At 65.5% G+C, this 26,331-nt stretch carries 23 protein-coding genes and 1 pseudogene; 12 read left to right on the top strand and 12 right to left on the bottom strand.

The annotated features are described in order from the left end of the window. Position 1 precedes the first annotated feature (1 nt). The 3 genes from D4765_RS00225 to trxB form a co-directional block, all read right to left on the bottom strand. Positions 2 to 1,324 (bottom strand): aminotransferase-like domain-containing protein, encoded by a 1,323-nt coding sequence (locus D4765_RS00225; protein ID WP_136640205.1) that lies wholly within the window; start codon positions 1,322 to 1,324, stop codon positions 2 to 4. 130 nt (positions 1,325 to 1,454) lie between these two features. Further along, positions 1,455 to 1,781, bottom strand: a complete 327-nt coding sequence (gene trxA / locus D4765_RS00230) for a thioredoxin (RefSeq protein ID WP_136640206.1) — start codon at positions 1,779 to 1,781, stop codon at positions 1,455 to 1,457. 94 nt (positions 1,782 to 1,875) lie between these two features. Next, the gene (trxB, locus tag D4765_RS00235) at positions 1,876 to 2,835 is read right to left on the bottom strand and encodes a thioredoxin-disulfide reductase (protein ID WP_136640207.1); all 960 of its coding nucleotides are present in this window, start codon (positions 2,833 to 2,835) and stop codon (positions 1,876 to 1,878) included. Positions 2,836 to 2,947: 112 nt separating this feature from the next. Here trxB and D4765_RS00240 point away from each other — a divergent pair, with 112 nt between their 5' ends. After that, positions 2,948 to 3,751 carry an alpha/beta fold hydrolase gene (locus D4765_RS00240; RefSeq protein WP_136640208.1) on the top strand — a complete coding sequence of 268 codons (804 nt, stop codon included), beginning with the start codon at positions 2,948 to 2,950 and terminating at the stop codon, positions 3,749 to 3,751. A 23-nt stretch (positions 3,752 to 3,774) separates the two neighbouring features. Here the strand turns inward: D4765_RS00240 and murJ are convergent, their stop codons facing one another. Both murJ and D4765_RS00250 read right to left on the bottom strand, forming a co-directional pair. Continuing rightward, the gene (murJ, locus tag D4765_RS00245) at positions 3,775 to 5,391 is read right to left on the bottom strand and encodes a murein biosynthesis integral membrane protein MurJ (protein ID WP_136640209.1); all 1,617 of its coding nucleotides are present in this window, start codon (positions 5,389 to 5,391) and stop codon (positions 3,775 to 3,777) included. After that, on the bottom strand, positions 5,384 to 7,720 hold the full coding sequence (locus D4765_RS00250) for a DUF6049 family protein (RefSeq protein ID WP_136640210.1): 2,337 nt from the start codon (positions 7,718 to 7,720) through the stop codon (positions 5,384 to 5,386). The genes murJ and D4765_RS00250 overlap by 8 nt, the downstream gene beginning before the upstream one ends. 90 nt (positions 7,721 to 7,810) lie before the next feature. Between D4765_RS00250 and D4765_RS00255 the strand changes: the two genes are divergently transcribed. Then, on the top strand, positions 7,811 to 9,235 hold the full coding sequence (locus D4765_RS00255) for a CCA tRNA nucleotidyltransferase (protein ID WP_136640211.1): 1,425 nt from the start codon (positions 7,811 to 7,813) through the stop codon (positions 9,233 to 9,235). Here D4765_RS00255 and D4765_RS00260 read toward each other — a convergent pair. Next, positions 9,210 to 10,409, bottom strand: coding sequence for a glycosyltransferase (locus tag D4765_RS00260; protein WP_136640212.1), 1,200 nt, complete (start codon positions 10,407 to 10,409; stop codon positions 9,210 to 9,212). The genes D4765_RS00255 and D4765_RS00260 overlap by 26 nt on opposite strands. A gap of 163 nt (positions 10,410 to 10,572) precedes the next feature. Between D4765_RS00260 and rpsF the strand changes: the two are divergent. The 7 genes and pseudogenes from rpsF to D4765_RS00295 all read left to right on the top strand — a co-directional run. Further along, positions 10,573 to 10,923, top strand: a pseudogene (rpsF, locus tag D4765_RS20005) (30S ribosomal protein S6); the annotation flags it as partial. 188 nt (positions 10,924 to 11,111) lie between these two features. Then, positions 11,112 to 11,642 carry a single-stranded DNA-binding protein gene (locus D4765_RS00270; protein ID WP_136640214.1) on the top strand — a complete coding sequence of 177 codons (531 nt, stop codon included), beginning with the start codon at positions 11,112 to 11,114 and terminating at the stop codon, positions 11,640 to 11,642. A 30-nt stretch (positions 11,643 to 11,672) separates the two neighbouring features. Beyond that, the gene (rpsR, locus tag D4765_RS00275; RefSeq protein ID WP_136640215.1) at positions 11,673 to 11,936 is read left to right on the top strand and encodes a 30S ribosomal protein S18; all 264 of its coding nucleotides are present in this window, start codon (positions 11,673 to 11,675) and stop codon (positions 11,934 to 11,936) included. 9 nt (positions 11,937 to 11,945) lie between these two features. Continuing rightward, positions 11,946 to 12,398 carry a 50S ribosomal protein L9 gene (rplI, locus tag D4765_RS00280; protein WP_136640216.1) on the top strand — a complete coding sequence of 151 codons (453 nt, stop codon included), beginning with the start codon at positions 11,946 to 11,948 and terminating at the stop codon, positions 12,396 to 12,398. Positions 12,399 to 12,718: 320 nt separating this feature from the next. Continuing rightward, on the top strand, positions 12,719 to 14,095 hold the full coding sequence (gene dnaB / locus D4765_RS00285) for a replicative DNA helicase (protein WP_136640217.1): 1,377 nt from the start codon (positions 12,719 to 12,721) through the stop codon (positions 14,093 to 14,095). 78 nt (positions 14,096 to 14,173) lie between these two features. Continuing rightward, a complete protein-coding gene (locus D4765_RS00290; protein ID WP_136640218.1) occupies positions 14,174 to 14,821 on the top strand; it encodes a hypothetical protein in 648 nt (215 codons plus the stop codon). Beyond that, positions 14,818 to 15,114, top strand: a complete 297-nt coding sequence (locus D4765_RS00295; protein ID WP_136640219.1) for a hypothetical protein — start codon at positions 14,818 to 14,820, stop codon at positions 15,112 to 15,114. Before D4765_RS00290 ends, D4765_RS00295 begins: the two co-directional genes overlap by 4 nt. Before the next feature lie 18 nt (positions 15,115 to 15,132). Here D4765_RS00295 and D4765_RS00300 read toward each other — a convergent pair whose 3' ends face one another. Next, positions 15,133 to 16,158 (bottom strand): helix-turn-helix domain-containing protein, encoded by a 1,026-nt coding sequence (locus D4765_RS00300; protein WP_136640220.1) that lies wholly within the window; start codon positions 16,156 to 16,158, stop codon positions 15,133 to 15,135. Positions 16,159 to 16,290: 132 nt separating this feature from the next. Here D4765_RS00300 and D4765_RS00305 point away from each other — a divergent pair, with 132 nt between their 5' ends. From D4765_RS00305 to D4765_RS00315, 3 genes are all read left to right on the top strand, one after another. Beyond that, positions 16,291 to 17,247 (top strand): helix-turn-helix domain-containing protein, encoded by a 957-nt coding sequence (locus tag D4765_RS00305; RefSeq protein ID WP_136640221.1) that lies wholly within the window; start codon positions 16,291 to 16,293, stop codon positions 17,245 to 17,247. A 225-nt stretch (positions 17,248 to 17,472) separates the two neighbouring features. Then, positions 17,473 to 19,023, top strand: a complete 1,551-nt coding sequence (locus tag D4765_RS00310; RefSeq protein WP_136640222.1) for a tyrosine-protein kinase domain-containing protein — start codon at positions 17,473 to 17,475, stop codon at positions 19,021 to 19,023. An 11-nt stretch (positions 19,024 to 19,034) separates the two neighbouring features. After that, positions 19,035 to 20,192, top strand: coding sequence for an ice-binding family protein (locus D4765_RS00315; RefSeq protein ID WP_161580294.1), 1,158 nt, complete (start codon positions 19,035 to 19,037; stop codon positions 20,190 to 20,192). Between the two features lie 45 nt (positions 20,193 to 20,237). Here the strand turns inward: D4765_RS00315 and purB are convergent, their stop codons facing one another. Genes purB through D4765_RS00340 form a run of 5 tightly spaced genes read right to left on the bottom strand, consistent with a single transcriptional unit; the run spans position 20,238 to position 25,701 of the window. Continuing rightward, a complete protein-coding gene (gene purB / locus D4765_RS00320) occupies positions 20,238 to 21,620 on the bottom strand; it encodes an adenylosuccinate lyase (protein ID WP_136640224.1) in 1,383 nt (460 codons plus the stop codon). Between the two features lie 7 nt (positions 21,621 to 21,627). Next, positions 21,628 to 22,170: a low molecular weight protein-tyrosine-phosphatase gene (locus D4765_RS00325; protein ID WP_136640225.1), complete on the bottom strand. Its 543-nt coding sequence runs from the start codon at positions 22,168 to 22,170 to the stop codon at positions 21,628 to 21,630. A gap of 15 nt (positions 22,171 to 22,185) precedes the next feature. Continuing rightward, positions 22,186 to 22,581, bottom strand: coding sequence for a phage holin family protein (locus D4765_RS00330; RefSeq protein ID WP_136640226.1), 396 nt, complete (start codon positions 22,579 to 22,581; stop codon positions 22,186 to 22,188). Positions 22,582 to 22,597: 16 nt separating this feature from the next. Further along, the gene (locus D4765_RS00335; protein ID WP_136640227.1) at positions 22,598 to 23,920 is read right to left on the bottom strand and encodes a nucleotide disphospho-sugar-binding domain-containing protein; all 1,323 of its coding nucleotides are present in this window, start codon (positions 23,918 to 23,920) and stop codon (positions 22,598 to 22,600) included. Next, the gene (locus tag D4765_RS00340; protein WP_420824515.1) at positions 23,917 to 25,701 is read right to left on the bottom strand and encodes a glycosyltransferase; all 1,785 of its coding nucleotides are present in this window, start codon (positions 25,699 to 25,701) and stop codon (positions 23,917 to 23,919) included. Before D4765_RS00340 ends, D4765_RS00335 begins: the two co-directional genes overlap by 4 nt. Between the last annotated feature and the right edge of the window lie 630 nt (positions 25,702 to 26,331).

Here is a 26,331-nt window from a genome sequence, read left to right on the forward strand (position 1 = left end):
ATCAGCCTAGGTTCGGTGGCGGGGCGGTGAAACTGCGTTCGGGGCGCATGGTCTGCAGCGGCCCGGTGGCGTTGAAGGTCTCGAGCAGATCGATCTCACCGTTGATGACCGTGGTGAGGCGCCGGATGCCCAGCCTGATCTGTTCGGGAGTGGGGTAGCAGAACGACAGACGTATTTTGTTGCGCCCACCACCGTCGGCGTAGAACGCCGTGCCAGGCGTATAGGCCACGAGTTCTTTCACCGCTCTCGGCAGCATCTGCTTCGAGTCGAGGTAGTCGGGCAGGGTGACCCAGACATAGAAGCCGCCGTTGGGGTTTGTCCATGAAAGGTCGGGAAGGTGTTCAGAGAGAGCCGCGATCATGGTGTTCTTGCGCTCTTCGTACACCCCACGGAACGTATTGATCTGCTTCTTCCAGTCGGCGGTCTCGAGATACTCGGAGATGACCAGCTGGCTGAACGCGCTGGGGCACAGAATTGCAGATTCTGCGGCCAGAACGAGTTTTTCACGAATGGCGTGCGGTGCTATCGCCCATCCGATGCGAAAACCGGGGGCTAGGGTCTTCGAGAACGAACCGAGATAGATGACGCCCTCGTCTTCGGTGCTGCGGAGGGGCGCCGGCGGCGGGCCATCGAAGTAGAGCAGACCGTAAGGGTTGTCTTCAAGTACCAGAATGCCCTCTGACCGGCAGATGTGAAGAATTTCTTCGCGCCGGGGTGCGGAAAGGGTGACGCCAGCCGGGTTGTGGAAATTGGGAATCGTGTAGAGGAACTTGATGGTCTTGCCGTCACGGCGCACTCGGGCGATGGCGTCTCGCAGGGCATCCGGAATCAACCCATCGTCATCCATGAGCACGTGTTCGACATCAGCCTGGTACGAGCGGAAGACCCCGATGGCGCCCACGTAGCTGGGTGCCTCGGCGAGGATCACATCGCCCGGGTTGATGAAGAGCTTGGTGACCAGGTCGAGTGCCTGCTGCGAGCCGGTGGTGACGATGACGTCGTCGACACTGCCGCTGATGCCCTCGAGAGCCATCACTTCGAGGATGTGTTCACGCAGCTTCGGCACGCCCTGGCCCGAACCGTACTGCAGGGCAATGGGGCCCTGCTCGACCATCACACGGTTCATGGCGTCGACCACGAGATCTTGGGGCAGAGCAGAGACGTAGGGCATTCCCCCGGCAAGGGAGACGACTTCGGGCCGCGAGGCCACGGCGAACAGGGCTCGAACCTCAGACACAGACAGGCCGGCGGCCCTGTCGGCGTAGGTGTTGTACCAGGGGTCGAGGTTTGTTCCTGTTGACGGTGGAGTCGGTTGGCTGCTCACGTGCACTTCCAGAAGAGAGGCGAAATTCTATGGTATCGAAAAGCAAAAGGGCCCGAAGCCAGAAGTGGCTCGGACCCAGGTGCCGGAGGCTGTGAGCGAGAAGTGCCCGTCACAGCCCGCGAGAAGCGGTTCAGCTGAGGTAGTCGGCCAGGTCGTGCTCGAGGGCGGCCTTCGGCTTGGCGCCGATGATGGTCTTGACGACCTCGCCGCCGCGGTAGACCTTCATGGCCGGAATCGAGGTGATCTGGTACTTCGCGGCGATCTGCGGGTTGTCGTCGACGTTCAGCTTGACGATCTTGATCTTGTCGGAGTGCTCGGCCGCGATCTGGTCGAGGATGGGTGACACGGCGCGGCACGGGCCACACCACTCGGCCCAGAAGTCGACGAGGATCGTCTCGTCGGAGTTCAGAACGTCAGCTTCGAAGCTGGCATCGGTTACGGCTGATGCAGTTGACATGATGGCTCTCTTTCAAATCTCAGGTTAAGCGGGGAACGATGGTGATCTCAGGCAGAGCGGGGTGCGCCGCCTGAAGGGGGAGGGGCGGGCCGCCTCAGGAGGCGCTGACGAGCTCAGCTGCCAGCCGAGCCTGTTCTAAACCCGCGAGGTAGTGCTCGGCGTCGAGGGCGGCAACCGTTCCGGAGGCAGCCGCGGTGGCGGCCTGGCGGTACGTGTCGTCGATGACGTCACCGGCAGCGAACACGCCGGCGATGTTGGTCTTCGACGAGCGACCAGCGACGGCGATGGTGCCCGCCGAGGTGAGCTCGAGCTGGCCGTGCACGAGATGCGTGCGGGGGTCGTTGCCGATGGCCACAAAAAGCCCTTGTACGGGCAGCGTGCTCAGCTCGCCGGTGACGGTGTCTTCGAGCCGCAGCCCTTCGACCGAGTTCTCACCGTCGATGCCGACGACGGCCGCGTTCCACACGAAGTCGATCTTCTCGTTGCCGAACGCGCGCTCCTGCATGATCTTGGATGCCCGCAGCGTGTCTTTGCGGTGGATGACGGTGACCTTGTCGGCGAACCGGGTGAGAAAAGTCGCCTCTTCCATTGCGGAGTCGCCGCCGCCGATGACCGCGATGTTCTTCTTCTTGAAGAAGAACCCGTCACAGGTGGCACACCACGACACCCCGCGCCCGGAGAGACGCTCTTCGTCGTCGATGCCGAGCTTGCGGTACGCCGAACCGGTGGAGAAGATCACGGCCTGCGCTTCGAAGTCGCCGCTGTACCCGGTGGTCACCTTCTTGATGTCACCGGAGAAGTCGACACTCGTCACGTCGTCGAGCAGAACCTCGGTGCCGAACTTCTCGGCCTGCTCCTGCAGGCGGGTCATCAGGTCGGGGCCCTGGATGCCCTCGGGAAAACCGGGGAAGTTCTCGACCTCGGTCGTCTTCATGAGCTCGCCACCCGCCTCGACGCTCGACGCGATGAGCAGGGGCTGAAGGCCGGCACGAGCCGCGTAGATGGCCGCCGTGAAACCGGCAGGGCCAGACCCGATAATGATGATTTGTCTCATCGACAAGCTCCTTGTAGGCGGCACACTCTGCACCGATTGTGGTTACTGAACACCTCAACACATCCTACGTGGCGGGTATTCCGTGGGCGAGGCGGCCGGGCAAGATGTAAGCATGAGCGAAGCTTTCAACCCTGTCGACAACACGCGCATAGCGTTCACCGAGGTTGGTGACGGTGTTCCGCTCGTGCTGGTGCACGGTTCGGCCCTGTCGCGGGCCATCTGGCGGGGCTTCGGTTACGTGAAGGCGTTGCGAGACGAGTACCGGTTGATTCTGGTCGACCTGCGTGGTCACGGCCTGAGCGACAAGCCGCATCGGCAGGCCGACTATCGAATGCAGCTGGTACTGGATGACCTGCTGGCCGTGTTCGATACCGCGGGCGTCGACCGGGCGCACTTCATGGGGTACTCGTTCGGGGCCAGGGCCGGCTTCTCGCTCGCCGCGAGTCACCCCGAGCGCCTGTTGTCGTTCGTTTCGGCGGGCGGAACCTACCGAACGCCAGCCGGCAGTGTGGCAGCCCTGTTCTTCGACGATTACGACGCCGCGCTGGGATCGGGCGGCATGCGCGCCTTCGTCGACGGTTGGGAGAAGAGTGCCGGCATCACCCTCGACCCCGCCACGACCGCGGCTTTCCTGGCGAACGACGGCGAAGCCATCCGCGCCTACTTTCGGCAGGTCGAGGCCGAGCCGGGGCTCGACGACGAGCGCATCCGGGCCATTTCGACCCCCACACTGCTGCTGGCGGGCACGGATGATCGGCAGCGCTACCTCGACTCAGAGCACGCGGCGGCCATCATGCCGAATGCGCGCTTCGTGGCGTTGCCGGGCCGCGGTCACGGCGACACCCTCCGGCCGTCGACCGGAGTCATCGAGCCTGTGCGCGAGTTTCTGGCGAGCGTCGACCGCGCGTCAGCGTGAGCATTGGCACAGCGTTGTCAGGGTCAGCGTGAACGCCTCAACCGGCCGACGATCGGCACGAGCGCGTCGCTGAGCTCCGACGAACGCAGCAGCCGTAGCGTGCCCGCGTAGACCGCTGCCATCACCACCCCGACCACCGCCATCGTCACGATCGACTGAAAACGCCCTGACAGCGCAAAACTGCCGTCGTCGATACCACCGAAGAGAGCGAACACCACGATGCCGACGGCCGTCGCGGGTAGCGCGGCCAGGGCATCCTTCGCGAAACTGACGAGGGTGCGGCGGGCGTGCCCACCGAGTATTCTCCGCAGCAGGATGCCCACCAGCACGGCCTGCAGAATGCCGGCGAACGACAGCATCAGTGCAACCCCGACGCCCACCTGGTCTTTCGGTACGAACGCCAGCACCAGCAGGCTGCCGATGGTGAAGATCACCGCTTGGAAGATGGTGGTGAGAAACGGCGTTCGTGTGTCGCCGAGGGCGAAGAAGGCACGCTGCAGCACGAACAGAATACTGAAGGCAGGCAAGCCCACGAGGAAGGCCAGCAGAACGTCACCGATGCCCGCCGAGCCGCCGGCTGTGTCTGACATGACGCGGCCGAACGGGTAGGCCACGACCATGAGCACGACACCGGCGAGCACCATGATCACGGTAATCTGGCGGATCGACGCGGCGATGTCGCGGCGCACCCTGTCGAACTGACCCGCCGCGGCACTCTCGCTCATGCGGGTGAAGTACGCGGTGGCGATCGACACCGCCACCACCGAGTGCGGCAGCATGAAGACAAGCCAGGCATTTCCGAGGGCTGCCACCGAGGGGCTGTCGACACCTGACGCTGTCGACACCACGCGGGTCTCGACGATTCCGGCCGCGGTGGTGACGAGAATCATGCCGAACGACCAGCCGGCGATCCTGCCGGTGGCCGCGAGCCCGACGCCGCGCCAGCGGAAGTCGGGGCGATAGCGTAGGCCCACACGGCGCCAGAACGCGAAGAGCACGAGGCCCTGCACGGCGATGCCGAGGGTTGCGGTACCCGCCAGCACGGCGATCGCCGAGGGGCTCCACCACGAGACCTGCCTGAGCGAGTCGGGGTCGGAGCCGAAGATCGCGATGAAGACGATGAGGCCGCCGAGCGCGACGAAGTTGTTCAGGATGGGGGCGAGCGTGAACGGCCCGAACGAATTGCGTGCGTTCAGCACCTCGCCCAGAATCGTGTAGACGCCGTAGAAGAAGATCTGCGGCAGGCACCAGTAGGCGAACGCCGTCGCCAACCCCGCCTTCTCTGGGCCGAACGAGGAGGTGAGGCCCACGAGCTGGGGCGCGAACAGGGTGGCCACCGCGGCCGCGAGGGCCAGCACGAGTAGCGCGATGGTGACGAGTTTGTTGATGTACGCTGTTCCGCCGTCGCTGTGCCGGGCGCTGCGAACGATCTGGGGCACGAGTACCGCGCTGAGGGCGCCTCCGGCGACGATCACATAGATCGTGTTCGGCAGCTGGTTTCCTACGGCGAACGCGTCTGCGCTGGCAAAGGTGCCGATGGCCTGGATGAGAACGACGGCCTTGAGAAAGCCGAGGATGCGCGACGCGATGGTGCCGCCGGCCAGAAGCGCGCTCGAGCGGCCGATGCTGCGCTCAGTCATGGGAGGGGGCATCCGGTGTCGACGGCTCGGGGCCCGATGGCTCGGGGGTCGATTGCTGAGCGGCCGTGCGGGCTTTGCGACGCCGAAGCACCACGCGCACCACGCCGAACACCACAAACGCGCCGGCGACGATGGCCACGATGAGGGTGCCGATGCCCTCCCAGTCGGCGCTCACGTTGATCTCTTTCGGCGCGGCGCTGCTGACCAACACACCGCCCGAGTTGTAGAGCTCGAGCCGCAGGCTCACCTCGCCCGATGCGACCGATGCCTTGACGGGAACCTGGGCCGTCTTCTGCGAGTTCGCCGCGACCGTCACCTCGATGGTGTTCGGTTCGACCACCAGGCGGCCGTTCGACGGCGTGACGTGGAGCGAGACGGTGACCGACTGGTTCAGGGCATTGCTGATCAGCACCGGCACATTGGCGTCAGCCGCGACGAGGTTGATGTTGCTGCCGTCGACGATCTGCACCGAGGAGAGCAGGGTCGTCGAGGCCTTGGCATAGTCGGCAGCCGCGGCCGTTCGGCCATCGACGTCAGTCGACCACGACTGGGCGAGTACGGCGAGCAGGTTCACACGCTGTCTGCCGGTGATCAGTTCGGGCTTCGGCGCGACCACAGAGAATCCACTGACGTCACGTTCGGTCTGAATCATGGTGGCCACGTTCGCCACCCAGTCGGCGGGTTCAGGGCTGTCACTGATGCTCACGCCCTTGCCGGGGGTGCTCAGCACCTCGGCCAGCGGGCGTTCGACGGCCCAGGGCAGCGCCTCCACTGTGTCGAGGGCTCGGCTGACGCCGAACGTGGAGGCGGGTTCGGCCCGGCCGAGGCTCGCGACAACCGTCGGTGTCGTGCCCGCGGGGGCGGTGGCCGTGATGACGGCGAGAGTGGCGGAGACCGCGGCCAGAGCCGCATCGCGCGGCACCTCGTTGGCCGCATCGGCGGCACTCTGCAGGGCGGTACTGACTGACGAATCGAGCACGATCACCCGCTTGTCGCCCACGTTCGAGGCAGCGTTCGGAACGACACTCGAATCGGGCTGAGTCAGATTGTCAGAGCTCAGGATGCTCGTGGGCATGCCGCTCGCAGCGAAGAAGTCGAGGTCGGCAGTGCTCGCTGTGCCCGACTGCGGCCACGCGATGTCGGTGCGGGTGTAGTGCCACGAGGTCAGGTCGCTCTGGCTCGGCAGCTGCCCGGCCGAGGGAGTGGGTGAGGGGGTCGGTACAGGGCTCGCGGGCGTGCCGGCAGCTGTTGCGGCGCCCGCGGCGGCCCCGGTACCCGCGGCGGGAGGAACCGCCTGCCCGGGCAGGGCGAACGGGTCGGGGCTCGGCAGCGACTGGAAGTTCGCGCTCGAGAGCGCATACGACAACGAGATGGGGCTCAGCACGTTCGGCGCACCAGCCGCGCGCTGCACGGCCGGGTCGGAGTCGGCGTAGGTGAGGGGAAAGGTCGCGTTGGGTGCTGCGGCCAGGCGGGCCAGCCAGTCGAGCGCCGACTGTGGAGCCGCCGTACCGAGCACCCTGATCGAAACGATGACCATGGGGTCGATGGCGAGTGTGATCGGGCGGCCGAGGCTCGAGTCGAGTTTCTTGGTGAGAACCCCGGTCTCGCTGGTGGCGCTCGCGAGGTCTGCGGCGTTGATCAGGCCCGAGCTGCTCGGCTGCACCGTGAGCGGCATGATGACACCCAGCGAGGCCTCTACAGCGGGCGCACCCACTGACCACACGACGACGCTGCGTGAACCGACGACGCTCTGGCCTGCCGCCAGGGACGCCTCGATGCCGTACGCACCCCACGCAGAGAGGCGGAGTTGGGCCGCGGGAATCACCGCGCGAAGGCTCACCGTCTGGCCGGCGGCCGCGGCGGGGGTCGCCACGTCGACAGCAACGCTGTCTTTGGCCTGGCTGACAGCGGTGGCCGGGTCGAGCCACGCCGAGAGAGTGCTGCGGGTACTGAGGGGGGTGCGGTCGAGCCACACGTGCATCGCTCCCGCGGGCACGCTGTGGGCCGTGGTGTTGGCCAGGGCCACCGTGATGCCGAGGTCTTGGCCCGCGGCGAGGGTTCCCGCGTCGTCGGGCGCGACGGTGAGCGCGACCGACCCGGGGTCGGCTGCGGCCGAGCTTGTCGGCGCGCTGTCTGCCGAGCCTGTCGAAGACGCAGTGGGGGCCGGGGTGTCGTCGGCCAGCGCGGCACCGCCGCCGGCGATCGAGCCCAACAGAAGGCCCGCGGCCAGCACGAACGAGGCCCCGAACCGGCCAGCCTGCGCGGCGCCGCCCTGCCCGAACGGGAGTTTCAGGCGGCGATGAAAGCCCGAATACACTGACCGCTCCATACGCCCGATTCTAGGGTCTTGCGGCTGGGGGCTCGCTCAGGCGAGCCGGAGCCAGCACGAAAGAAGGGGTCGGCCAAGTACAGTGTCAAGGTGCAATCGGTCGCGGATTCCCTCAAAGCCCTCGCCGAACTGGCGACAAAACCGCCCGTTTCGGTGGTGTCGGCAGCCTTCGCGGCGGCCGGTCACGAGCTTGCTCTGGTGGGTGGGCCGGTGCGTGACGCGTTTCTCGGCCGAGCGGTGCACGACCTCGACCTCACCACTGACGCGACCCCCGACCAGATTCTGGCCATCGTCGCCCCGCTGGCCGATGCCCACTGGGACATCGGCCGCGCCTTCGGCACCATCGGCGCCCGCATCGGCGGCGAGACGGTCGAGATCACCACCTATCGCTCCGACACGTACGACCAGGTCACCCGCAAACCCGCTGTCGAGTTCGGCACGTCGCTCGAAACCGATCTGCTGCGCCGCGACTTCACGGTCAACGCCCTCGCGCTCACCCTGCCCGCCCAGATTCTGGTCGACCCATCGGGCGGCATGGATGATCTGCTCGCCTCCACGCTGCGAACTCCCTCTACCCCCGAGGTCTCGTTCGGCGACGACCCCCTCCGCATGATGCGGGCCGTGCGGTTCACCGCGCAGCTGGGTTTCGACGTCGACGAGGAGACCCGCGTGGCGCTCGGCGAGATGGCCGGGCGAATCGAGAACATCTCGGCCGAGCGGGTGAATGAAGAGGTGTCAAAGCTCCTGCGCTCGCCCGAACCTCGGAGGGGCATCGAACTGCTGGTCGACAGCGGGCTGGCGGCGTACGTTCTGCCAGAGGTGCCCGACCTCCGCCTCGAGATCGACGAACACCACCATCACAAAGACGTCTACCAGCACAGCCTCACCGTGCTCGAGCAGGCCATCGACCTCGAGCACGAACGCCACGCCGGCGAAGAACCCGACCTGACGCTGCGCCTGGCCGCGCTGCTGCACGACATCGGAAAGCCTGCGACCCGCCGTCTCGAACCGGGCGGCGTGGTCTCGTTTCACCACCACGATCTTGTCGGTTCGAAACTCGCCAAAAAGCGCCTGCGCGCGCTGCGCTACGACAACGAGACCATTGCCGACGTCGCGCGCCTCATCGAGCTGCACCTGCGCTTCTTCGGCTACACCGACGGTGCGTGGACAGATTCGGCCGTGCGGCGCTACGTGCGTGACGCTGGCAGCCAGCTCGAACGACTGCACATGCTGGTGCGCGCCGATGTCACCACTCGCAACGTGCGAAAGGCCGATCGCCTGTCATTCGCGTACGACGACCTCGAATCACGCATCGCTGAGCTCGCAGAGCAGGAGCAACTCGACTCGACCAGGCCCGACCTCGACGGGGAGCAGATCATGGGCATCCTGAACCTCTCGCCGGGGCGCGAGGTGGGCGAGGCCTACCGTTTTCTGCTCGAGCTGCGACTCGAAGAGGGTGCCTTGGGCGAAGAAGAGGCCACCCGCCGGCTCACCGAGTGGTGGTCGACGCGCTGACCGCGCTTCGGTACGCGCGAAGCGTCGCCTTGGCGGTCTTCTCCCAGGTGTGCCGTGCCCCGAATTTGGCGGCCGAGTTCGACAGCCGCCTGAGGGTTGCCGGATGCTCGAGCAGTGCGCCGATCGCAGCCGCCCAGTCGCTCGGTTGACGGCTTGCCAGCAGTATGCCGCTGACGCCGTCGGCGACGCTTGACCGCAGGCCTGAGGTGTCGAAGGCGATGACCGGCGTGCCCGACGCGGCCGCCTCGAGCGCGACCAGCCCGAAGGTCTCGGAATGCGAGGGCATGAGTACCAGCGAGGCCTCGCGGAGCAGTGCGGCCGACTGCGCGCGCGACTGCGTTCCGGTGAAGTTCACGCGCGACCCGACACCGAGTGACGCGGCGAGTTCGGCGAGCCCGGTGGCGTAGTGCTCCTGGCCGGGCGTTGCGCTGCCGGCGATGACGAGGTCGGGGCGCAGGTGCTCGGGCAGAAGCGCGAGCGCCCTAATGGAGAGGTCGTGCCCCTTCAGCGGCTGCAACCGGCCGAGTTGCACGAGAAAGGGGCGCGCCGGCCCGGGGAGACCGGAGAGGGGGTGGAACAGTGCGCCGTCGACACCAGGCTCGATGATGCGGATGCGGGGCTCCTGGGCTCCGTACAACTCGATGAGGGCATCCTGTTCGGCGCTGGTCGAAACAATGGTGGTGAGCGATTTGGCAACGAGCAGCCGCTCACCGTTCAACCGGCTCTCGGGCTCGGGCTCGTCACCGGGGGGCAATTCGGCGTTCTTCACGGCCCCCACGGTGTGCAGGGTCTGGATGTGCGGGATGCTCTCCATCACAGCCACGGGCAGCGCGGCGAGACCCGACAGCCAGTAGTGCGAGTGCAGCACGTCGAAACGCGGCAGCTCGGCGAGGGCCGACTGGAACCGGCCGATGACGGCGGGTACCTCCTCTTTCTGTACGACCCGCGGAGGGCCGGCCTTCAGAAAGCGCACGGGCAGGCCGCCTGCCGTGTATTCGGTGGCCGGCTGGTCTTCGCTCGATGAGCGCGTGATGAGCTCGACTTCGACGCCCTGGCGGGCCAGAGCCTCGCCGAGCGCGACAACATAGACGTTCAGACCCCCGGCATCCCCCGAGCCCGGGTTGGCAAGCGGAGACGTATGAAGTGACACCAGGGCCACTCGGAGATCGCTCACGTCTGTCACTCTACCGGTGCTTCTGTTAGGCTCTATAGGTTGTCTGTACCCAGTGGAGTTCTTCCACGCGGGTGCCGACGTATGCACACACCCTCCTGCCACAGAAATTCTGTGGCCGATCTAGTCCAAAGGAGGTGGGTTAGTGACGCACAAATACGAACTCATGGTCATCCTCGATCCAGAAATCGATGAGCGCACCGTGGCTCCGAGCCTCGACAAGTTCCTCAACGTCATCCGCAAAGATGGTGGCACTGTCGACAACGTCGACATCTGGGGTCGTCGCCGCTTGGCTTACGAGATCAACAAGAAGACCGAAGGCATCTACGCCGTCGTCAAGCTGACCGCTACGGCAGACTCCACCAAGGAGCTCGACCGCCAGCTGAAGCTTTCTGAAGCCGTCATGCGCACCAAGGTGCTTCGCGCCGAAGAGGCCATGGCACAGGTTGCTGAAGCCGCAAAGCGCGCCGAAGAGAAGGCAGCCCGCGCGGCCGCCAACCCGAAGACCGCCTCTGCACCCAAGTCGGCACCCGCTGCCGCCTCGAGCGCGCCGGCCTCTTCGAGCACCGCCAAGGCTGCTGCACCCGTCGCTCCGGCCGCTCGCGCTGCCGCTGCTGTCAAGGCTGCAACGACCAAGCCTGCTGCTGACGCCGCTGCAACCGAGGCCACCCCGGCCCCTGCTGCCGCTCCCGCTGAGTAGTCACCGTGGCTGGCGAAACGATCATCACCGTGGTGGGCAACCTCACCGGTGACCCCGAACTGCGTTACACGCAGAACGGGCTGGCCGTTGCCAACTTCACCATCGCTTCCACTCCTCGCACGTTCGATCGTGCGTCGAATGACTGGAAAGACGGCGAAGCGCTGTTTCTTCGTGCAAGCGTGTGGCGTGAATTCGCCGAACACGTGGCCGGCTCGCTGACGAAGGGCTCCCGCGTCGTTGCGACCGGGCGCCTGCGTCAGCGCAGCTACGAGACGAAAGAGGGCGAAAAGCGCACCTCGATCGAGCTCGAGGTCGACGAGATCGGCCCCAGCCTCCGGTACGCCACGGCGCAGGTCACTCGTGCGTCGTCATCGGGAGCATCCGGTGGCGGCCAACGAGGCCAGGTCGGTGGTGGCCAGAGCAACGGTGGCGACGAGCCGTGGGCCGCAAGTGCCCCTGCCTCGGCGAACTCCTCAGGTGCCGCCGCTGATGTCTGGAACACTCCGGGCAGCTACAGCGACGAAACCCCCTTCTAAACTTCACATTCTTCAGAAAGCAGAATAACCATGGCTGGAAAGAGCAGCGGCGACCGCCGCAAGCCGATCCGCAAGGGGAAAGACGGCAAGAATGCCGCCCCGGCGAAGTCGATTCGCGTCGGCGTCATCGACTACAAAGACGTCAACACCCTGCGCAAGTTCATCTCCGATCGCGGAAAGATCCGCGCACGCCGCATCACCGGCGTCTCGGTTCAGGAGCAGCGCCTCATCGCCCGTGCAGTCAAGAATGCCCGCGAAATGGCCCTGCTGCCCTACGCCGGTTCGGGCAGGTAGGAACTCACAATGTCAAAACTCATTCTCACCCACGAGGTCTCCGGCCTCGGTTCAGCTGGTGACGTCGTCGAGGTCAAGAACGGCTTCGCACGCAACTACCTGATTCCCCAGGGCTTCGCGGTGACGTGGAGCCGCGGCGGCGAAAAGCAGATCGAATCGATCAAGGCTGCTCGCACCGCTCGCGAACTCGCGACGATCGAAGAAGCGCAGCACCTCAAGCAGGTTCTCGAGAACAACACCGTCAAGCTGAGCGTCAAAGCCGGCAAAGAGGGTCGTCTGTTCGGTTCGGTCAAGACGAGCGACATCGCCAACGCGGTTTCGGCTGCCGGCTTCGGTTCGCTCGACAAGCGCAAGATCGAGATCACTTCGCCCATCAAGGTGACCGGTACCCACGAGGCGTCGATTCGCCTTCGTGAAGATCTCAGCGCCACCATCACCATTCAGGTGGTAGCTGCAAAGTAGTACCCCCCTAAAGGGAGTCGTGCCTTCGGCACGGCTCCCTTTTTCGCGCCCGTTGTCAAGCTTTTTGTGCACAGGTCTGTGGATTGGTTCAACATTCAAGCAGCGGTCTAAACATTCGATTCTCCACACCATGTGGAAACGTGAATAACCTGATCAGAGCCTAACTTGGCGTAAAAAGTTGTTTGTTATCCACATCGGTTTCAACAGGTTCTGCACAAGAGACGCGGCGTTTCGCCGATTTATTCCACAGAGTTATCCACAGCCCAATTTGTCGATGTCAGTGGGCCCCGATAAACAGGTACCAGACGTAAGGAGTTCGGGTGTCGATTGCGCATCTCGGTCTGACGAGTGACCAGCGAGGCGGCGGCGAGAGCCGGGGCCACGAGCGTACCCCGCCCCACGATTTGCTCGCAGAGCAGAGTGCCCTCGGCGGCATGCTGCTGAGCAAAGACGCGGTGGCTGACGTCGTCGAGGTTGTTCGCGGCGCCGACTTCTATATCCCGAAGCACGAGCTCGTCTTCGATGCGATTCTGAATCTGTATTCGCACGGTGAGCCGACCGATGTGATCGCGGTGACAGATGAGCTCACCAAGTCGGGTGAACTGACTCGCGCGGGCGGGGCTGAGTACCTGCACACCCTGACGGGTCTCGTGCCCACTGCCGCGAACGCCGGCTACTACGCCTCGATCGTGGCCGAGAAGGCCATCCTGCGCCGGCTGGTCGAGGCGGGCACACGCATTGTGCAGATGGGCTATGCCAGCGAGGGCGAGGTGATGGATCTCGTGAACAACGCGCAGGCCGAGATCTACGCCGTGAACGGCAACACCGAGGTCGAAGACTACGTTCCGCTCACGACGGCCGTCAGCGCTGCCATCGACGAGATCGAGGCGGCGAAAGGCCGCGAAGGTCAGATGACCGGTGTGCCGACCGGCTTCGCTGAGCTCGACTCGCTGACGAACGGGCTGCACCCCGGGCAGCTGATCATCGTCGCCGCACGCCCTGCGCTCGGAAAATCGACGCTCGCGCTCGACTTCGCCCGCGCCGCCTCGATCAAACACGACATGCCCTCGATCTTCTTCTCGCTCGAAATGGGCCGCAGCGAGATCGCCATGAGGCTGTTGTCGGCCGAAGCATCTGTTCCCCTGCAGAACATGCGCAAGGGCACCGTCGAGAACCGTGACTGGACGACAATTGCTGCGACACGTGGCCGCATCAACGACGCGCCGCTCTACATCGATGACAGCCCCAACATGACGCTGGTCGAAATCAGGGCCAAGTGCCGCCGGCTGAAGCAACGGGTTGGGCTGAAGATGGTCATCATCGACTACCTGCAGCTGATGACCTCGGGAAAGCGCGTAGAGTCGCGCCAGCAAGAGGTGAGCGAGTTCTCACGTGCATTGAAGCTGATGGCCAAAGAACTGCAGGTTCCTGTGATCGCCCTCTCACAGCTGAACCGTGGGCCCGAACAGAGAGCCGACAAAAAGCCGGCCCTCTCAGACCTGCGAGAGAGTGGTTCGCTCGAGCAAGACGCCGATATGGTGATTCTGCTGCACCGCGAGAGCGCGTACGAGAAAGACAACCCTCGTGCGGGCGAAGCCGACCTCATTGTCGCCAAGCACCGCAACGGCCCGACGGCCACCGTGACGGTGGGTTTCCATGGCCACTTCTCGCGGTTCGCAGACATGCCGCACGCCTGAGTGCTCTCGGTGCGTGAAGCTCCGAGGCGAGCCGGCACTCAGGTGGCGAGCCGTACAATAGAGGGTCATCTCGTTGAAATGAGGCCCCTCCTGGTGAGCATCCAGCAGAACCGCACGCAAGGGCGTTCGCCCTACTGGGGTGTGCCGGTCGCGCGTGCCATTCCGGCCTTCGTGGTTGCCGCCTATCTCACGTTCACCGAAAATCACTCGTCGCAGGTGAGCCTCTTCGTCTTCGGCAGCTACGCCGTGGTGTCGGGCCTGTTCGTGGCCGGCCTGTCGGCTCGGTTCGTGGTCGAGCGACTGACGCGGCGGCTCTTCGTGCTGCAGGGCCTCATCGGGGTCGTTCTGGGTGCCGCTGCCCTTGTTTTCAACACCGGCGGAGTACCGCTCTTTCTCTACCTGGTGAGCCTCTTCGGGGCGCTCACCGGCTTCATCGAGTTGTACAGCGGGTTGCGCTCGCGCAACTCGGCTGTCGTCGAGCAGAGACTGCTGGCAAAAGACTGGCTGGCCGCCGGTGTCTTCACCGCTCTGCTCGCACTGGTCTTTCTGGTCATCCCGCTCGATGTCGTCACGGCGATTGGGCTGTTCGGCGGGTACGCCGTGATGCTCGGCCTCTACCTCGTGATCGGCGGTCTTTCGCTTCGCTGGGGGCCGCAACCCACGCGGCACGTATCCGGTACCGCACCCCGAACCACAGAATCGCTGAACCAAGAGACGACATCGTGACCGATCACACTCCCCCCACCCGCCGCGAAGTGCTGAAGCCTGTTGAGCTCGTCGTCATCTCAGCGATACTCGCTGCGTTCGTCGGGCTCACGGTGCTGCTGTCGACCCGCCAGCCCCTGTTGGCGGTGATCTTCTTCGGCATCGCGTTCATCGTCTCGCTTGTCATCACGGCGATGTTCGCGCTGACGTTCAAGCCGAACGAGGCCGAGACCCAGGAGATGAACGACGACGACGAGGCAGGCACTGGCGGTGCATCCCGGCCCTACCTCGGGCCGGGCCCCAAGGCCCACTGATCAGGCCGTCTAGCCCCTTCAGAGAGCCGCGAAACTCGATCGAACCCGGGGTCGTGCCAGTTCGTAGGCCGTCATCGTCATTCCAAAGCGTGACTTGAACGCTCTGGCGCACACATCGGCAGATCGAAATCCGTACGCGCGCGCAAGCTGGTCGAGGGTTCGGTTGTCGGAGTGCACGCGGAGCCTCGCCGCGATCATGTCGAGCCGGGTCGAGCGAATGAGATCGCCCACACTGATGTTCGCAGCCTCGAATGCGCGGTAGAGGTTGCGCACGCTGACGCCGAGGTCAGCGGCCAGACTGGCCGCTGTGAGGTCGGGCGAGCGGATGCGGTCGATCAGCAGGGTCGTGGCGCTCGATACGAGTTGTGCACTCGCGGCGGCAGAGGCCGTGGTGGTGCCAGCATCGAAAATCGGTGCCGCGGAGCTCGTCGGCATGCTGGCGGGCTCGTGATGTGGGTCATTCCCTGACGGGTCGCCACCGACGATCGCACTGCTGATGATGGCGCTCAGAGACGATATCACCACCGATTCGAACGCCGTTGGCGCGGCGCGATCCACCAGGCTCAGCCGATCGAGGCGCGGGCGAACGAAGGCGAGAATGGTCTCGACCAGCATCGAATCTGAGATCACCTCGGCGGTCACCGAACGCAGATGTCGACGTGCGTGAGGGGTGGTCAGGGGGCGGGCCACGCTCACCACCACCATCGAGCTTTCATTGCTCAGAGCGAATTGATACGGTGCGTCAGTTCGAACCAGTGTCGCGGCGCCCGCATCGACGATGTTCGTTCGGCCGTCTTGCCGCACGCGCAGGGCGCCGCGCAGAACAATGATCAGTCGAACAAAGTCGACGGGCACGGCTGCCACCTGCGCCAGAGAGCGTTTGGCACCATAGGCGGTGGCATCGACCTGGGCGATTTCAACCGAAGCTGTCTTCACCGTCATCAGGGTCGCCGCAAACGTCGCTGGGGTGTGTGCGGTGCAGGTCGCCTCTGGCGACATCTGCGCGGCACCCGCTGCGCCACGAAACTGCCTGACATTGGGCATAGCCTTATCATCGCCACACAGCACACGTCGCGCGAAAACGTTCGTACGCAAAGTCGGGTGTGGCACGCAAAGTCGTCTTCAATCACGGCGACGGGGCTGACTATCGAAGCTAAGGGATATCATGTGCCCATAATGAGTGACACTCACCGAGCAATCGTTCCAGAGATTCCTTGGCGCGTTCGTTCGCGGGTCAGTGTGAGCGCGGCAACGGGCATGTTCGCGAACCACGCCGAGCTCAGCGCACGCGATGCGTCGACATTCTCGGCCGCACTCATTGTCTCTTCGCTCGGTTCGGTCGACCTCGCCGTACTCGACGCGTCGCGCCATCGTGGTGCGCGCACGGCAAAGCTCATGGCAACCGACGACCGCGATTGTGTGAGTCTGATCTTCGTTCGCTCGGGGGCTGTGACGGTCTACCAAGACGGCCGCGTGCTTCGCGCCCCGACCGGAACGCTCTTCGCCCTCAGGTCGCGTGCCACCTATCACTACTCGGCTGGCGGGCGGGTCTCTCTCGTCTCGGTGACCAGCCCATCGCTCGCGCTGCCGCTGGGCCTGGTGCGCACGCTCAAGAACGTGACAGCGACAGCGCTGCCCGACTCCGTTCTCACCCGTTCGGCCCTCGCCTTCGTCGAAGCGATCGCGGCCTCGATCAATACACCGAACGGCGTTGAGGCCAAACAGCTCGAACAACAGCTTCTGCTTCTCATTTCAGGACTGCTGGTCGAGAATTTCGGTTCTCGTCAGCGCGGCCCGACCAGCGATTCTTCAGTGCTCGCGGCCGCTGCTTCGTCGATCGCAGCACATTCCTCGACTCGTGGTTATGGCCCCCGCGACGTAGCCGACGACACCGGTGTCGACCTGCGTCGCCTCTATCGCATCTTCGGAGCAGAGAACGTGAGCATCGCAGAGCTCATTCGTGACACTCGGCTCGAGTTGATCGCGGCAGCATTGACTGACCCATCGAACCGCAACAGATTCGCTGACATCTCGGTGCGTGCGGGGTTTACCGGTGCAGATCAGGCGGCCCGCGCCTTTCGGCGCAAATACGGCGTCAGCATGAGCTCCTATCGCAGCTCGACCCGGCCATAGAGTGCCCCACCACGGTGATGTTGGCGAGTGGACTTTGTAACGTCGCCTGATTCTAGGGCGGATGCCCCCGAGTGGGGGGTTTCTACGACGTTCTGTGCCAGAAGCGGCAAGCTGACCTCCCTTAGTGCCCTGAGCGAAGCTTTTCGGCGGTTCACCCCTACTCTCTATCTGCTGCCGGCGCTGTGCAGCGAACCGACTATTCGGCGCTCGCAGCGAAAGGTGACGATGACTATCCACGACTATGTGCGCGTGATCCGCGCGCACTGGATAGCTCTCGTGCTTCTGGTGATTCTCGGTGCGTGTGCGGCCTGGGGTTGGAGCCTCGTTCAGACTCGGGTCTACAACGCGAACTCGAGCGGCATCGTCAAGCTGGTTTCCGACAACACCATCGGCGCGACTCTTGCCTCTGATTCACTGGCTAAGTCTGAGGCAACGACATTCGTGGGCATCGGCCAGTCGCGAGCGGTCGCTCAACTGGTGATCACCCAGCTGGGCCTGGCGACGACGCCCGAGGTGCTCGTGCAGTCGATCACGGTCACGAACATCAAAGACACGCCTACCCTCAACGTGACGGCGCGGGCGGCAACGGGAACACAGGCGAAGGAACTGGCTGACGCGTGGATCACCGGGATGACGAAACAGATCGCCATCATTGAAAACGAGGCGCTTGCACAGAGCTCGACGACAGGCACCGCCGCGGCCACACCCATCACTTTTCTGGTGCCGGTCGAATCGGCCGTTGTCGCGTCTGAGCCGGTGTGGCCGAACGTGAGGCTCGCAGTGGTGATCGGTGGGCTGATCGGCCTCGTTCTGGGCCTGCTCTATGCGTTTGTTCGCAATGTGTTCGACCGTCGCATCCGCAGCGCATCCGCCGTCGAAGAGAAGTTCGGCTTGTCGGTCATCGGCAAGCTGCCGGTCGACCGCCGTCTCACCGACCTGAATCGGATACTGCCCGACCCGGATGCCGCGCCGATCGGTACGCCGACGAGGCATGACTATGCACTGGGCGAAGCGTTTCGTGAACTCCGCACGAACCTGCGGTACATGCACGTCGACAACCCGCCGCGGGTGATTGTGGTGACCAGCCCGTCGCCGAACGACGGAAAGTCGACAGTCACGGCCAACCTGGCGGTCGCTCTCGCCGCTTCAGGGCAGAAGGTGATCGTCGTCGACGGCGACCTTCGCAAGCCCTCCGTTGCGGCCGCCTTCGGCCTGGTGGCCGAGGTGGGGGTGACAGATCTTCTGATCGGCAGCGCCGAGATCGACGACCTGCTTCAGCACTGGGGAACCAGCGGCAATCTCTCGGTGCTCGGCGCCGGTGCCATTCCTCCGAACCCCAGTGAGCTTCTAGGCACCAGGGGCATGGAAGCCCTGCTGCGTGAACTGTCGAAAGACGCCATGGTTCTGATCGATGCACCGCCCCTGCTGCCCGTCACCGACGCGGCGATTCTGGCAACCATCGCCGACGGCGCCATCATCGTGGCATCGGCAGGCAAGACCACCATCGACGAACTCGAATTGGCACTCGCGAACATCGCGAAGACCAACGGTCAGGTGCTCGGCCTCATTCTGAACCGCGTACCGCGCGGTGCCGCGAACGGCCGCGGCTACGGCTACTACTACGGCTCCTACGTTGCCGAGTCGACTGCGCGGACCGCGAGCGCAGCCACCGCTGCCGCGAGTCGAAGCGAGCGCGAAGTCGAGCAGAGCGGCACCCACTCAGCCACCCACTCAGCCACCCGCTCCACCTCACGCTCCCACGCACACTCACTCTAGGGATGACCACCGTGACGAGGCCTTTTGACCAGAGCCCGGATGCTCCCGAATCTGCAGACGCCCCACGCGGGTTCGGCCCTATCGGCCGTCGCGCTGTTCTCACCACGGCGGCCTGGTCAGTACCCGTGATCGCTCTGGCGGTGGCGAGCCCCGCTATGGCGGCGAGTGGTCCGTCGGCCGTTCAGATCGCGGCAACCGCAGACAACCTCGGCAGCATCCCCAGCGGCGGTGGTAGTTCACCCTTCACGCTGCAGCTGACCAACCCCAGCGCTGTGGCGACCGGCCCGCTCTCGGTGTGGGTCTCGCGCCTCACCGGTTTCTCGGGACTCACTGACGACATGGGCCCGGCCACGATGGGCGGCTGGAGCATGACCGCAGACGCCAACGACTTTGTCTTCGTCTTCGGAGCAGGCCTCGCCGCGGGCGCGAGTTCAGATCTCTACAGCGGAACCTGGACTGTCACCAAGGGTGTGCAGGCCGCCTACAGCGGCAGCTCGACGGCGCAGCTCTCCCCGCAGACCGCGGGTTCGAACGCCGTGTCGCTGCCGTTCGTGACCACTGCGTCACCCGGTTCAATCGCGCTGGGTGAGGCTGCCTCGTACCTGATTCTGGCCAAGGGTGCGTTGACGGTTGTCGGAACCGCCTCGAAACTCAACGGTGGGCTGGTCGGCGTCGAGAACGGGCCGTACACGAACATCCCGCCCGTGGTGGCCGTCAAGGGCACCAGCGCGCAGAACGCCCAGGCGAAGACCGACACCGAGTCGGCCTACGCCGCGGCTCGGGCGGCGGGGCCGGCGACTCTGGTGGCGGCACAGATGGGAGGCCTCACCCTGAGCCCCGGCGTCTATCACCAGACGGCAGCGCTCGGCCTCACCGGCACTCTGAAATTCGATGCGTTGGGAGACCCCACTGCCTCGTTCATCATTCAGAGCGACGGCGCCATCACGACGGCAGCGGCCAGTTCGATGATTCTGAAGAATGGCGCATCGGCCGCCAATATCTTCTGGGTGTCTGTGGGGGCGGTCGACATCGGCGGCGTGGCCACGTTCTACGGCACAGCTCTCAGCGGCGCCGCCATCACCGTGGGTGAGGGCGCTACTGTTGTGGGCCGCCTGCTCACCACCATCGCCGACGTGACCATCAGCAACGTCACGGCCACCGCGCCGTGACCGAGCCGCGGGCGAATCGCCCAGCCCGGCCCGCTGGGCATCGGCTCAGACGTTGAGGTAGTCGACGAGTGAGCCGGCGAGCCCGGTGTAGGTGGCCGGGGTGAGCCGCAGCAGGCGCTGTTTGGCCGCCTCGCCGATGTCGAGCGCTGACACGAAGGCGGTCAGCTCGGTCTGGCCGATGCGTTTGCCACGTGTGAGCTCTTTGAGCAGCGCGTACGGGTCGGTGATCGAGCTGCGACCCGCCGTGATCTCTGCACGCACCACGGTCTGGATGGCCTCGCCCAAGATCTCCCAGTTGTCATCGAGATCGGCAGCGAGCACCTCACGGTTGAGCGAGACCTGGCCGAGGCCGCCCACAATGTTGTTCAGGGCGAGCAGGGAGTGCCCGAGGGCCACACCCACGTTGCGTTGCGTGGTGGAGTCGGTGAGGTCGCGCTGCAGACGACTCGTCACGAGGGTCTGGCCGAGTGAGTCGAGCAGGGCGTTCGACAGCTCGAGGTTGGCCTCGGCGTTCTCGAACCTGATGGGGTTGATCTTGTGCGGCATGGTCGACGACCCGGTGGCCCCGGCAACCGGGATCTGGGTGAAGTAGCCGAGTGAGATGTAGGTCCACATGTCGGTGCAGAGGTTGTGCAGGATTCGGTTGGCGTGCGCGATGCGCGAGTAGAGCTCGGCCTGCCAGTCGTGCGACTCGATCTGCGTGGTGAGCGGGTTCCAGGTGAGACCGAGCGAGGTGACGAACTGCTCGGAGATGAGCGGCCAGTTCTGAGTGTCGTCGGCGGCGAGGTGCGCGGCGAAGGTGCCGGTGGCGCCGCTGAACTTGCCGAGGTACTCGCTCGTGTCGAGCTGCTTCGCGATGCGTTCGAGCCGGTACACGAAGACGGCGAGCTCTTTGCCCATGGTTGTGGGGGTGGCGGGCTGACCGTGGGTGCGGGCGAGCATCGCGTCAGCGCGGTAGGCCAGCGATTGCCGACGAAGTTCGGCGATCACCTGGCGAAAGCCGGGCATCCACACCTCTGTCACCGCTTGGCGAATGGTGAGTGCGTACGAGAGGTTGTTAATGTCTTCGCTGGTGGCCGCGAAGTGGGTGAGTTCGGCGATCTCGGTGAGACCCAGGTCGGCGAGGTGGCGGCGTACAAGATACTCGACCGCCTTCACGTCGTGGCGGGTGGTGGCTTCGAGGCCGGCGAGCTCGTCGATCTCGGCCTGGCCGAACGACGAGCCGAGGCTGCGGAGCTCACGGATCTGCTGCTCGGTCAACCGGTGTGACCCGAAGAGTTCGTGGTCGGTGAGGTAGAGCAGCCACTCGAGTTCGACGTGTACCCGGGCACGGTTGAGACCGGCTTCAGAGAGGTATTCGCCGAGACCGGTGACGGCGGCGCTGTACCGGCCATCGAGCGGGCTGAGGGGTTGGGGGGGAAGCGACATGGGGGTTCTAAGCTCCGGTTTGATGTTTGGCGGGAGTGTGCCGGAGCGCGGGCTCGAGCTGGGCAAAGAGGGCGACGCAGGCGCGTTCGATGGTGGCCAGCACCTCGTCGAACATGGCGGCGGTCGAGTAGTACGGGTCTGGTACGTCTGGCAGCCCGGCCGCCTCGGGATCGAAGCTCGACAGCAGGCGTATCTTCGACCGGTCGGCGTCGTTCTGAGCCCAGTCGCGCACCACGCGTTCGTGACTGCGGTCGAGCACCACCACCAGGTCGAGGTCGGTGAACCAGTCGGGGTCGAACTGCCGGGCACGGTGCACGTCGCCGGTGTAGCCGCGGCGTTCGAGCGACTCCACCGTGCGGGGGTCAGCCTTCTCACCCACGTGCCAGTCGCCGGTGCCGGCCGACGACACGGCGATACGGTCGTCGAGGCCGCCGCGGTGCACAAGATCGTTCAGCACGACCTCGGCCATGGGCGAGCGGCAGATGTTGCCAGTGCACACCACGCAGACGCGAAAGACCCCGTCAGACAGAGGGGCGCGTTCGGCAGGCATGCGTCTATTCTCCCGTTAGTTGCGTCGACGGGCGAACGGCTTCAGAATGGCGCCGATGATGGCGCTCAGAATGGCCAGAACGAGCGCACCGAGCACCGCCCACCAGAAGCCATCGACCACGAGACCGAAGCCGAAGAGGCCGGTCACCCAGCTCGCCAACAGCAGCAGGATGGCGTTGATCACCAGCGAGATGAGACCGAGGGTGAGAATGTACAGCGGAAATGCCACCACGCGAATGGCTGTACCTATGATGCCGTTCACGATGCCGAAGATGAGTGCGACGAACAGAAACGACAGCACAACGGCAAAGCCGTCGGGGGCATAGGGGTCGACCTTCACGCCCGAGACGATGAGCGTGGTCAGCCAGAGCGCTACGGCGTTGGCGATGAGAGAGACGATGAATCTGCGCATGCGTCAACTATTGCAGTTATTGCAGGTCGGGCACCGACGACGTATCTGTACCCAGCAGAAACTCGCGCGCCCGATCGCGGCCCGGGTTGGCGCGCAGGTCCTCGCCCAGTGCCGCGGCCGCTCGGGGGGCAGGGCCCGACAGTACGGAGGCGACAGCCGCGCGCACATCGGCGGGGGTTGCGGTGTTGGGGTCGAGAGCGAAGCCGAGCCCTGCGGCTTCGACGGCGCGAGCCCCCGCGAACTGGTCGGTCGAGAAGGGCAGCACGAGCATCGGTACTCCGGCGGTAGCGGCCTCGGTGACGGAGTTGTTGCCGCCGTGGGTCACGATGAGTGCCGAACGCTCGAGCAGGGTGACCTGGGGAAGGAATCCACGCAGCAACCACGTGCTCGGCACACCCGTGAACTGCGAGGGCGGGGTGCTGCCGGTGGCGAGGGCCACTCTGATGGGCAGGGGGGCGAGGGCATCCACCACCCGCTGCAGCACGTCGGTGCGCACCGAGAGAAAGCTGCCGAAGCTGACATAGACCACGGGGGTGTCACTCTCGGCGAGCCACGCCTCGACGCGCGTATCGTGCGGTTCGTGGCGCACGGCCGAGCCGAGAAAGACGTGCGGTGAGAGCAGGGCCGTGCGTTCGGCGGGGTGCAGGGCCTCGGGGTAGTTGAGCAGCAGCAGGTCGCCGTGTTCGGCGAAGGCGTCTCGTGAGGGGGATGCGCCGGGGTCGAGTATGGCGAGGGCGGCGTTCCACTGGGCGGTGAAGGCGTCGCGAATGCTCTCGTTGAGAGCGCGCAGTTCGCCGAGTTCGTCTTGCCTGGGGGTGAAGGCGGTGGGCCAGAAGGGTGGGTGGCCGTAGACCTCGTCGCCGACGGGCAGGGCCACCGGATGCCCGAGCACCACATCGCCGTACGAAATACCCGCGGCATCGAGCCCCAGCCGCGCGCCGAACGCAAGGTGGTCGACCACGATCTGGTCGGGAGCGACCCTCTGCACCACAGCCTGCACATTCTTCGCTGTCTGCACAGGATTCCACAGCAGGTCGCTGCTGCGGGCGCTGGCCTGGAATCGTAGGGTCTCGACCATGCCGACACGCGTGGCGTCGAAGAAGCCCCGCAGCGCATCGTCTTCACCGGTCGGCTGGTCTTCAGCGCGAATGACGCCGGGATTCGAACCGCGCCCGAGCTGCAGGTTGACACGTGAGAAGCCGAATGCCTCGACGATCGACGCGGTCGCGGGGCCCGTGGCGACCACCACATCGTCGCCCGCCTCCTGCCACGCCGTTGCGAGTGTTGCCAGCGGCAGCAGGTGCGAGGCGTAGTCGGGGCTGATCACGAGCAGGGTCACTGGGCGAACTCCGAGTGGTCAGATGCGGCGTCGCGACCGGTACGGCCGCCTGTACTACGTGCGCGACCCACGCGACCCGTGCGGTTGGCGCGCTCGGCCACGCCGAGGTACACGCCGGTGAGGGCGTGGGCCATGGCTCCGATGGTGAAGTGCTCCCTGATCAGCGACTGCGCCCGATCGACGCGGGCGTCGTCATTTTCGAGCGCCGTATTGATGTGGGCCAGAGCGAGCGCATCGCGAAGGCCCTGGCGAATTCCGAGCGGCGAACGGGTGTCGACCAGAAAGCCGGTGATGCGGTTCTTCACGTACGTGGCGGGGCCGCCGCCGTCGGGTGCGACCACCACGAGTCCTGCTGCGAGGGCTTCGAGCAGAGCGATGCCGAACTCCTCTTTGAGGCTGCCGCAGACGTACACGCCGCGCTCGCCGATGAGCCCCGGGCGGCCGAATCGCACCGCCGCGAGCCAGCGCGACACCACGTCGTTCGGGCGGTGCCCGGCAAGAATCAACCCGTCACGGGCTTCAGGATGCGCTGCGAGGGTCGCCTCGATGCGATCGAGTTGCCCCTGCTCATCGGCCGACGGGTCGTCGAGGTCGCCGCCCACGAGTACGAGGTTGCTGCGCTTCACGAGAATGGGGTCGGCCGCCCACGCTTCGACAATGGTGGCCATGCCTTTGACGTGGTGCAGGCGCCCCACGCTGAGGGCGACGGGCAGCCCGTGGCGGTGCTTCGGCAGCGCGCCGACCAGAGCGTCGAGCTGGGCGAATGCGTTGCCCGTCGGCAGTTGCTGCGGGGTACTCGCGACGGCGGTCGCCGAGTCGGAGCCAGTGTCGGCTCCGTGCGGCGCCGAACGCACGTGAAGCGCTGCACGCGCCTCGCGAAGGCCCGCCTCGATGACCGACACGTCGATGCCCTCTGGCACGACCGTGTACTGCTCCGGCTCGGCGCCGATGTCGATCCCGAGCAGTTCGCTGAGGTCGCCGCTGAGGTCGGGGCGGGGAAAGAGCACGGTGTGGGCCGCTTGGCGGGCGAGCCGCTGAACGAGCCGGGTGCGAAACCAGTAGTGCTCGTGTTCATCGACCTCGCCGAACGAACGCCGGGTGAGGGCACCCGACATGTCAAGGGCGTGGATGACCGCGTGCGGGTCGGGCGCGAGAGTGAAGACCACGGGGATGTCGAGTCGTTCGGCCACCGCGGCCGCCGCCATACTGCCGACCTCCGCCATGCGCAGGTGCAGCACGTCGACAGGCCCGAGCGCCAACAGGGCCCGGCGGATTCCGCGTTCGGCGGCCACCCGGGTGGGCCAGGCGCTCGCGGTCGACCACGGGTCGCTGAGCAGGGGAATGGGAGCGAGAATGTGCCGTTCCGTCGTGTTCGACCCATAGTCGGGATCGGGCAGCACCGCGAGGGCTGCGGCAGCCGACCCGCGCGACATGGTGATCACGCGGGAGATTCCGGGTTCCGCGGCGAGGGCGTCGCCGAGGCGCACGAGCAGCGTGGCGATACCGCCGTTGTCTCCCGCGCCGGCACGCGTGAGCCCTCTGTCGATGTCGGCGTGCAGAAAGAGCTGCGCCACCGTGAGGCCGCCCGAAGCATCGGCCGAGCGGGCAGCGCCCTCGCGGGCATCCGGGCCACCCGGCAGGCGTACCGGCGGGTTCAGCGACACCTCGATGTCGTAGGCCGCGAGCCGCGCCACGTCGCCCAGCTCACCCGGCAATTCGGCGAAGCGCTCAACTACATGGAGGGCTTCGTTGTCGATGTTGCGGTCACCGAGCGCCGCCATAGCTGCGATGCGAACGGGTAACGCCTCGGCATCGTCGGTGGCGATGAAGCAGAGCGCTCGGCCCGCGACGCGCCCCGGAATCAGTCCGAGCGTCTCGGCAAGCCGAGCACGTGCTGCGGGTATCGACTGCCCCATCAGCGCGCCCTCGAGCGCGAGCGCCACATGATCGGGTGTCGACTGCGCCCACTGCTGCAGGGTGCGCTGGGCCAGGGCGCCGGTGAAACCGCCAGAAATGACGCCGGCCACGAGACGGGAGACTGCATCCAGACGGGGCAGCCGTGTCCAGAACGCCCAGGCGGCGTGCTCGCGGAGAAAGGCACGGTCGCTCGAGAGCAGGTCTGAGAGAACCCGCTCAGCCTCGTCGTCGTAGACGCGGGCAAGGGCGTGCACGGCGGTGATGGCGGTGAGCGCGTCACTCTCATCGTTGATGAGCTCGGTGAGCACGCTGACCGATTCGTGCCCGAAGCGGTCGACCGAATCGGCGAAGTCGTCGGCCGAGCGCAGTGCGTCGAGAATGAAAGGGGTCTGCCGCAGCTGCAGGAGGGAAGAGTGGATGCTCATGGTGCGGGGCCTCGTATCTGTACTGCGCGGCGCAGGCGCGCCATGGTGGCCCTCATCGCTGGTGCCTAC

Origin of the sequence: Subtercola vilae (assembly GCF_004923255.1) — a bacterium.
Taxonomy (GTDB): domain Bacteria; phylum Actinomycetota; class Actinomycetes; order Actinomycetales; family Microbacteriaceae; genus Subtercola; species Subtercola vilae.

Coding starts and splice junctions, on each gene's coding strand:
- trxA (WP_136640206.1), bottom strand. CDS start 1,781: ATGTCAACTGCATCAGCCGTAACCGATGCCAGCTTCGAAGCTGACGTT.
- trxB (WP_136640207.1), bottom strand. CDS start 2,835: ATGAGACAAATCATCATTATCGGGTCTGGCCCTGCCGGTTTCACGGCG.
- D4765_RS00240 (WP_136640208.1), top strand. CDS start 2,948: ATGAGCGAAGCTTTCAACCCTGTCGACAACACGCGCATAGCGTTCACC.
- murJ (WP_136640209.1), bottom strand. CDS start 5,391: ATGACTGAGCGCAGCATCGGCCGCTCGAGCGCGCTTCTGGCCGGCGGC.
- D4765_RS00250 (WP_136640210.1), bottom strand. CDS start 7,720: ATGGAGCGGTCAGTGTATTCGGGCTTTCATCGCCGCCTGAAACTCCCG.
- rpsR (WP_136640215.1), top strand. CDS start 11,673: ATGGCTGGAAAGAGCAGCGGCGACCGCCGCAAGCCGATCCGCAAGGGG.
- rplI (WP_136640216.1), top strand. CDS start 11,946: ATGTCAAAACTCATTCTCACCCACGAGGTCTCCGGCCTCGGTTCAGCT.
- D4765_RS00290 (WP_136640218.1), top strand. CDS start 14,174: ATGAGGCCCCTCCTGGTGAGCATCCAGCAGAACCGCACGCAAGGGCGT.
- D4765_RS00300 (WP_136640220.1), bottom strand. CDS start 16,158: ATGCCCAATGTCAGGCAGTTTCGTGGCGCAGCGGGTGCCGCGCAGATG.
- D4765_RS00305 (WP_136640221.1), top strand. CDS start 16,291: ATGAGTGACACTCACCGAGCAATCGTTCCAGAGATTCCTTGGCGCGTT.
- D4765_RS00310 (WP_136640222.1), top strand. CDS start 17,473: ATGACTATCCACGACTATGTGCGCGTGATCCGCGCGCACTGGATAGCT.
- purB (WP_136640224.1), bottom strand. CDS start 21,620: ATGTCGCTTCCCCCCCAACCCCTCAGCCCGCTCGATGGCCGGTACAGC.
- D4765_RS00325 (WP_136640225.1), bottom strand. CDS start 22,170: ATGCCTGCCGAACGCGCCCCTCTGTCTGACGGGGTCTTTCGCGTCTGC.
- D4765_RS00330 (WP_136640226.1), bottom strand. CDS start 22,581: ATGCGCAGATTCATCGTCTCTCTCATCGCCAACGCCGTAGCGCTCTGG.
- D4765_RS00340 (WP_420824515.1), bottom strand. CDS start 25,701: ATGGCGGCGCTCGGTGACCGCAACATCGACAACGAAGCCCTCCATGTA.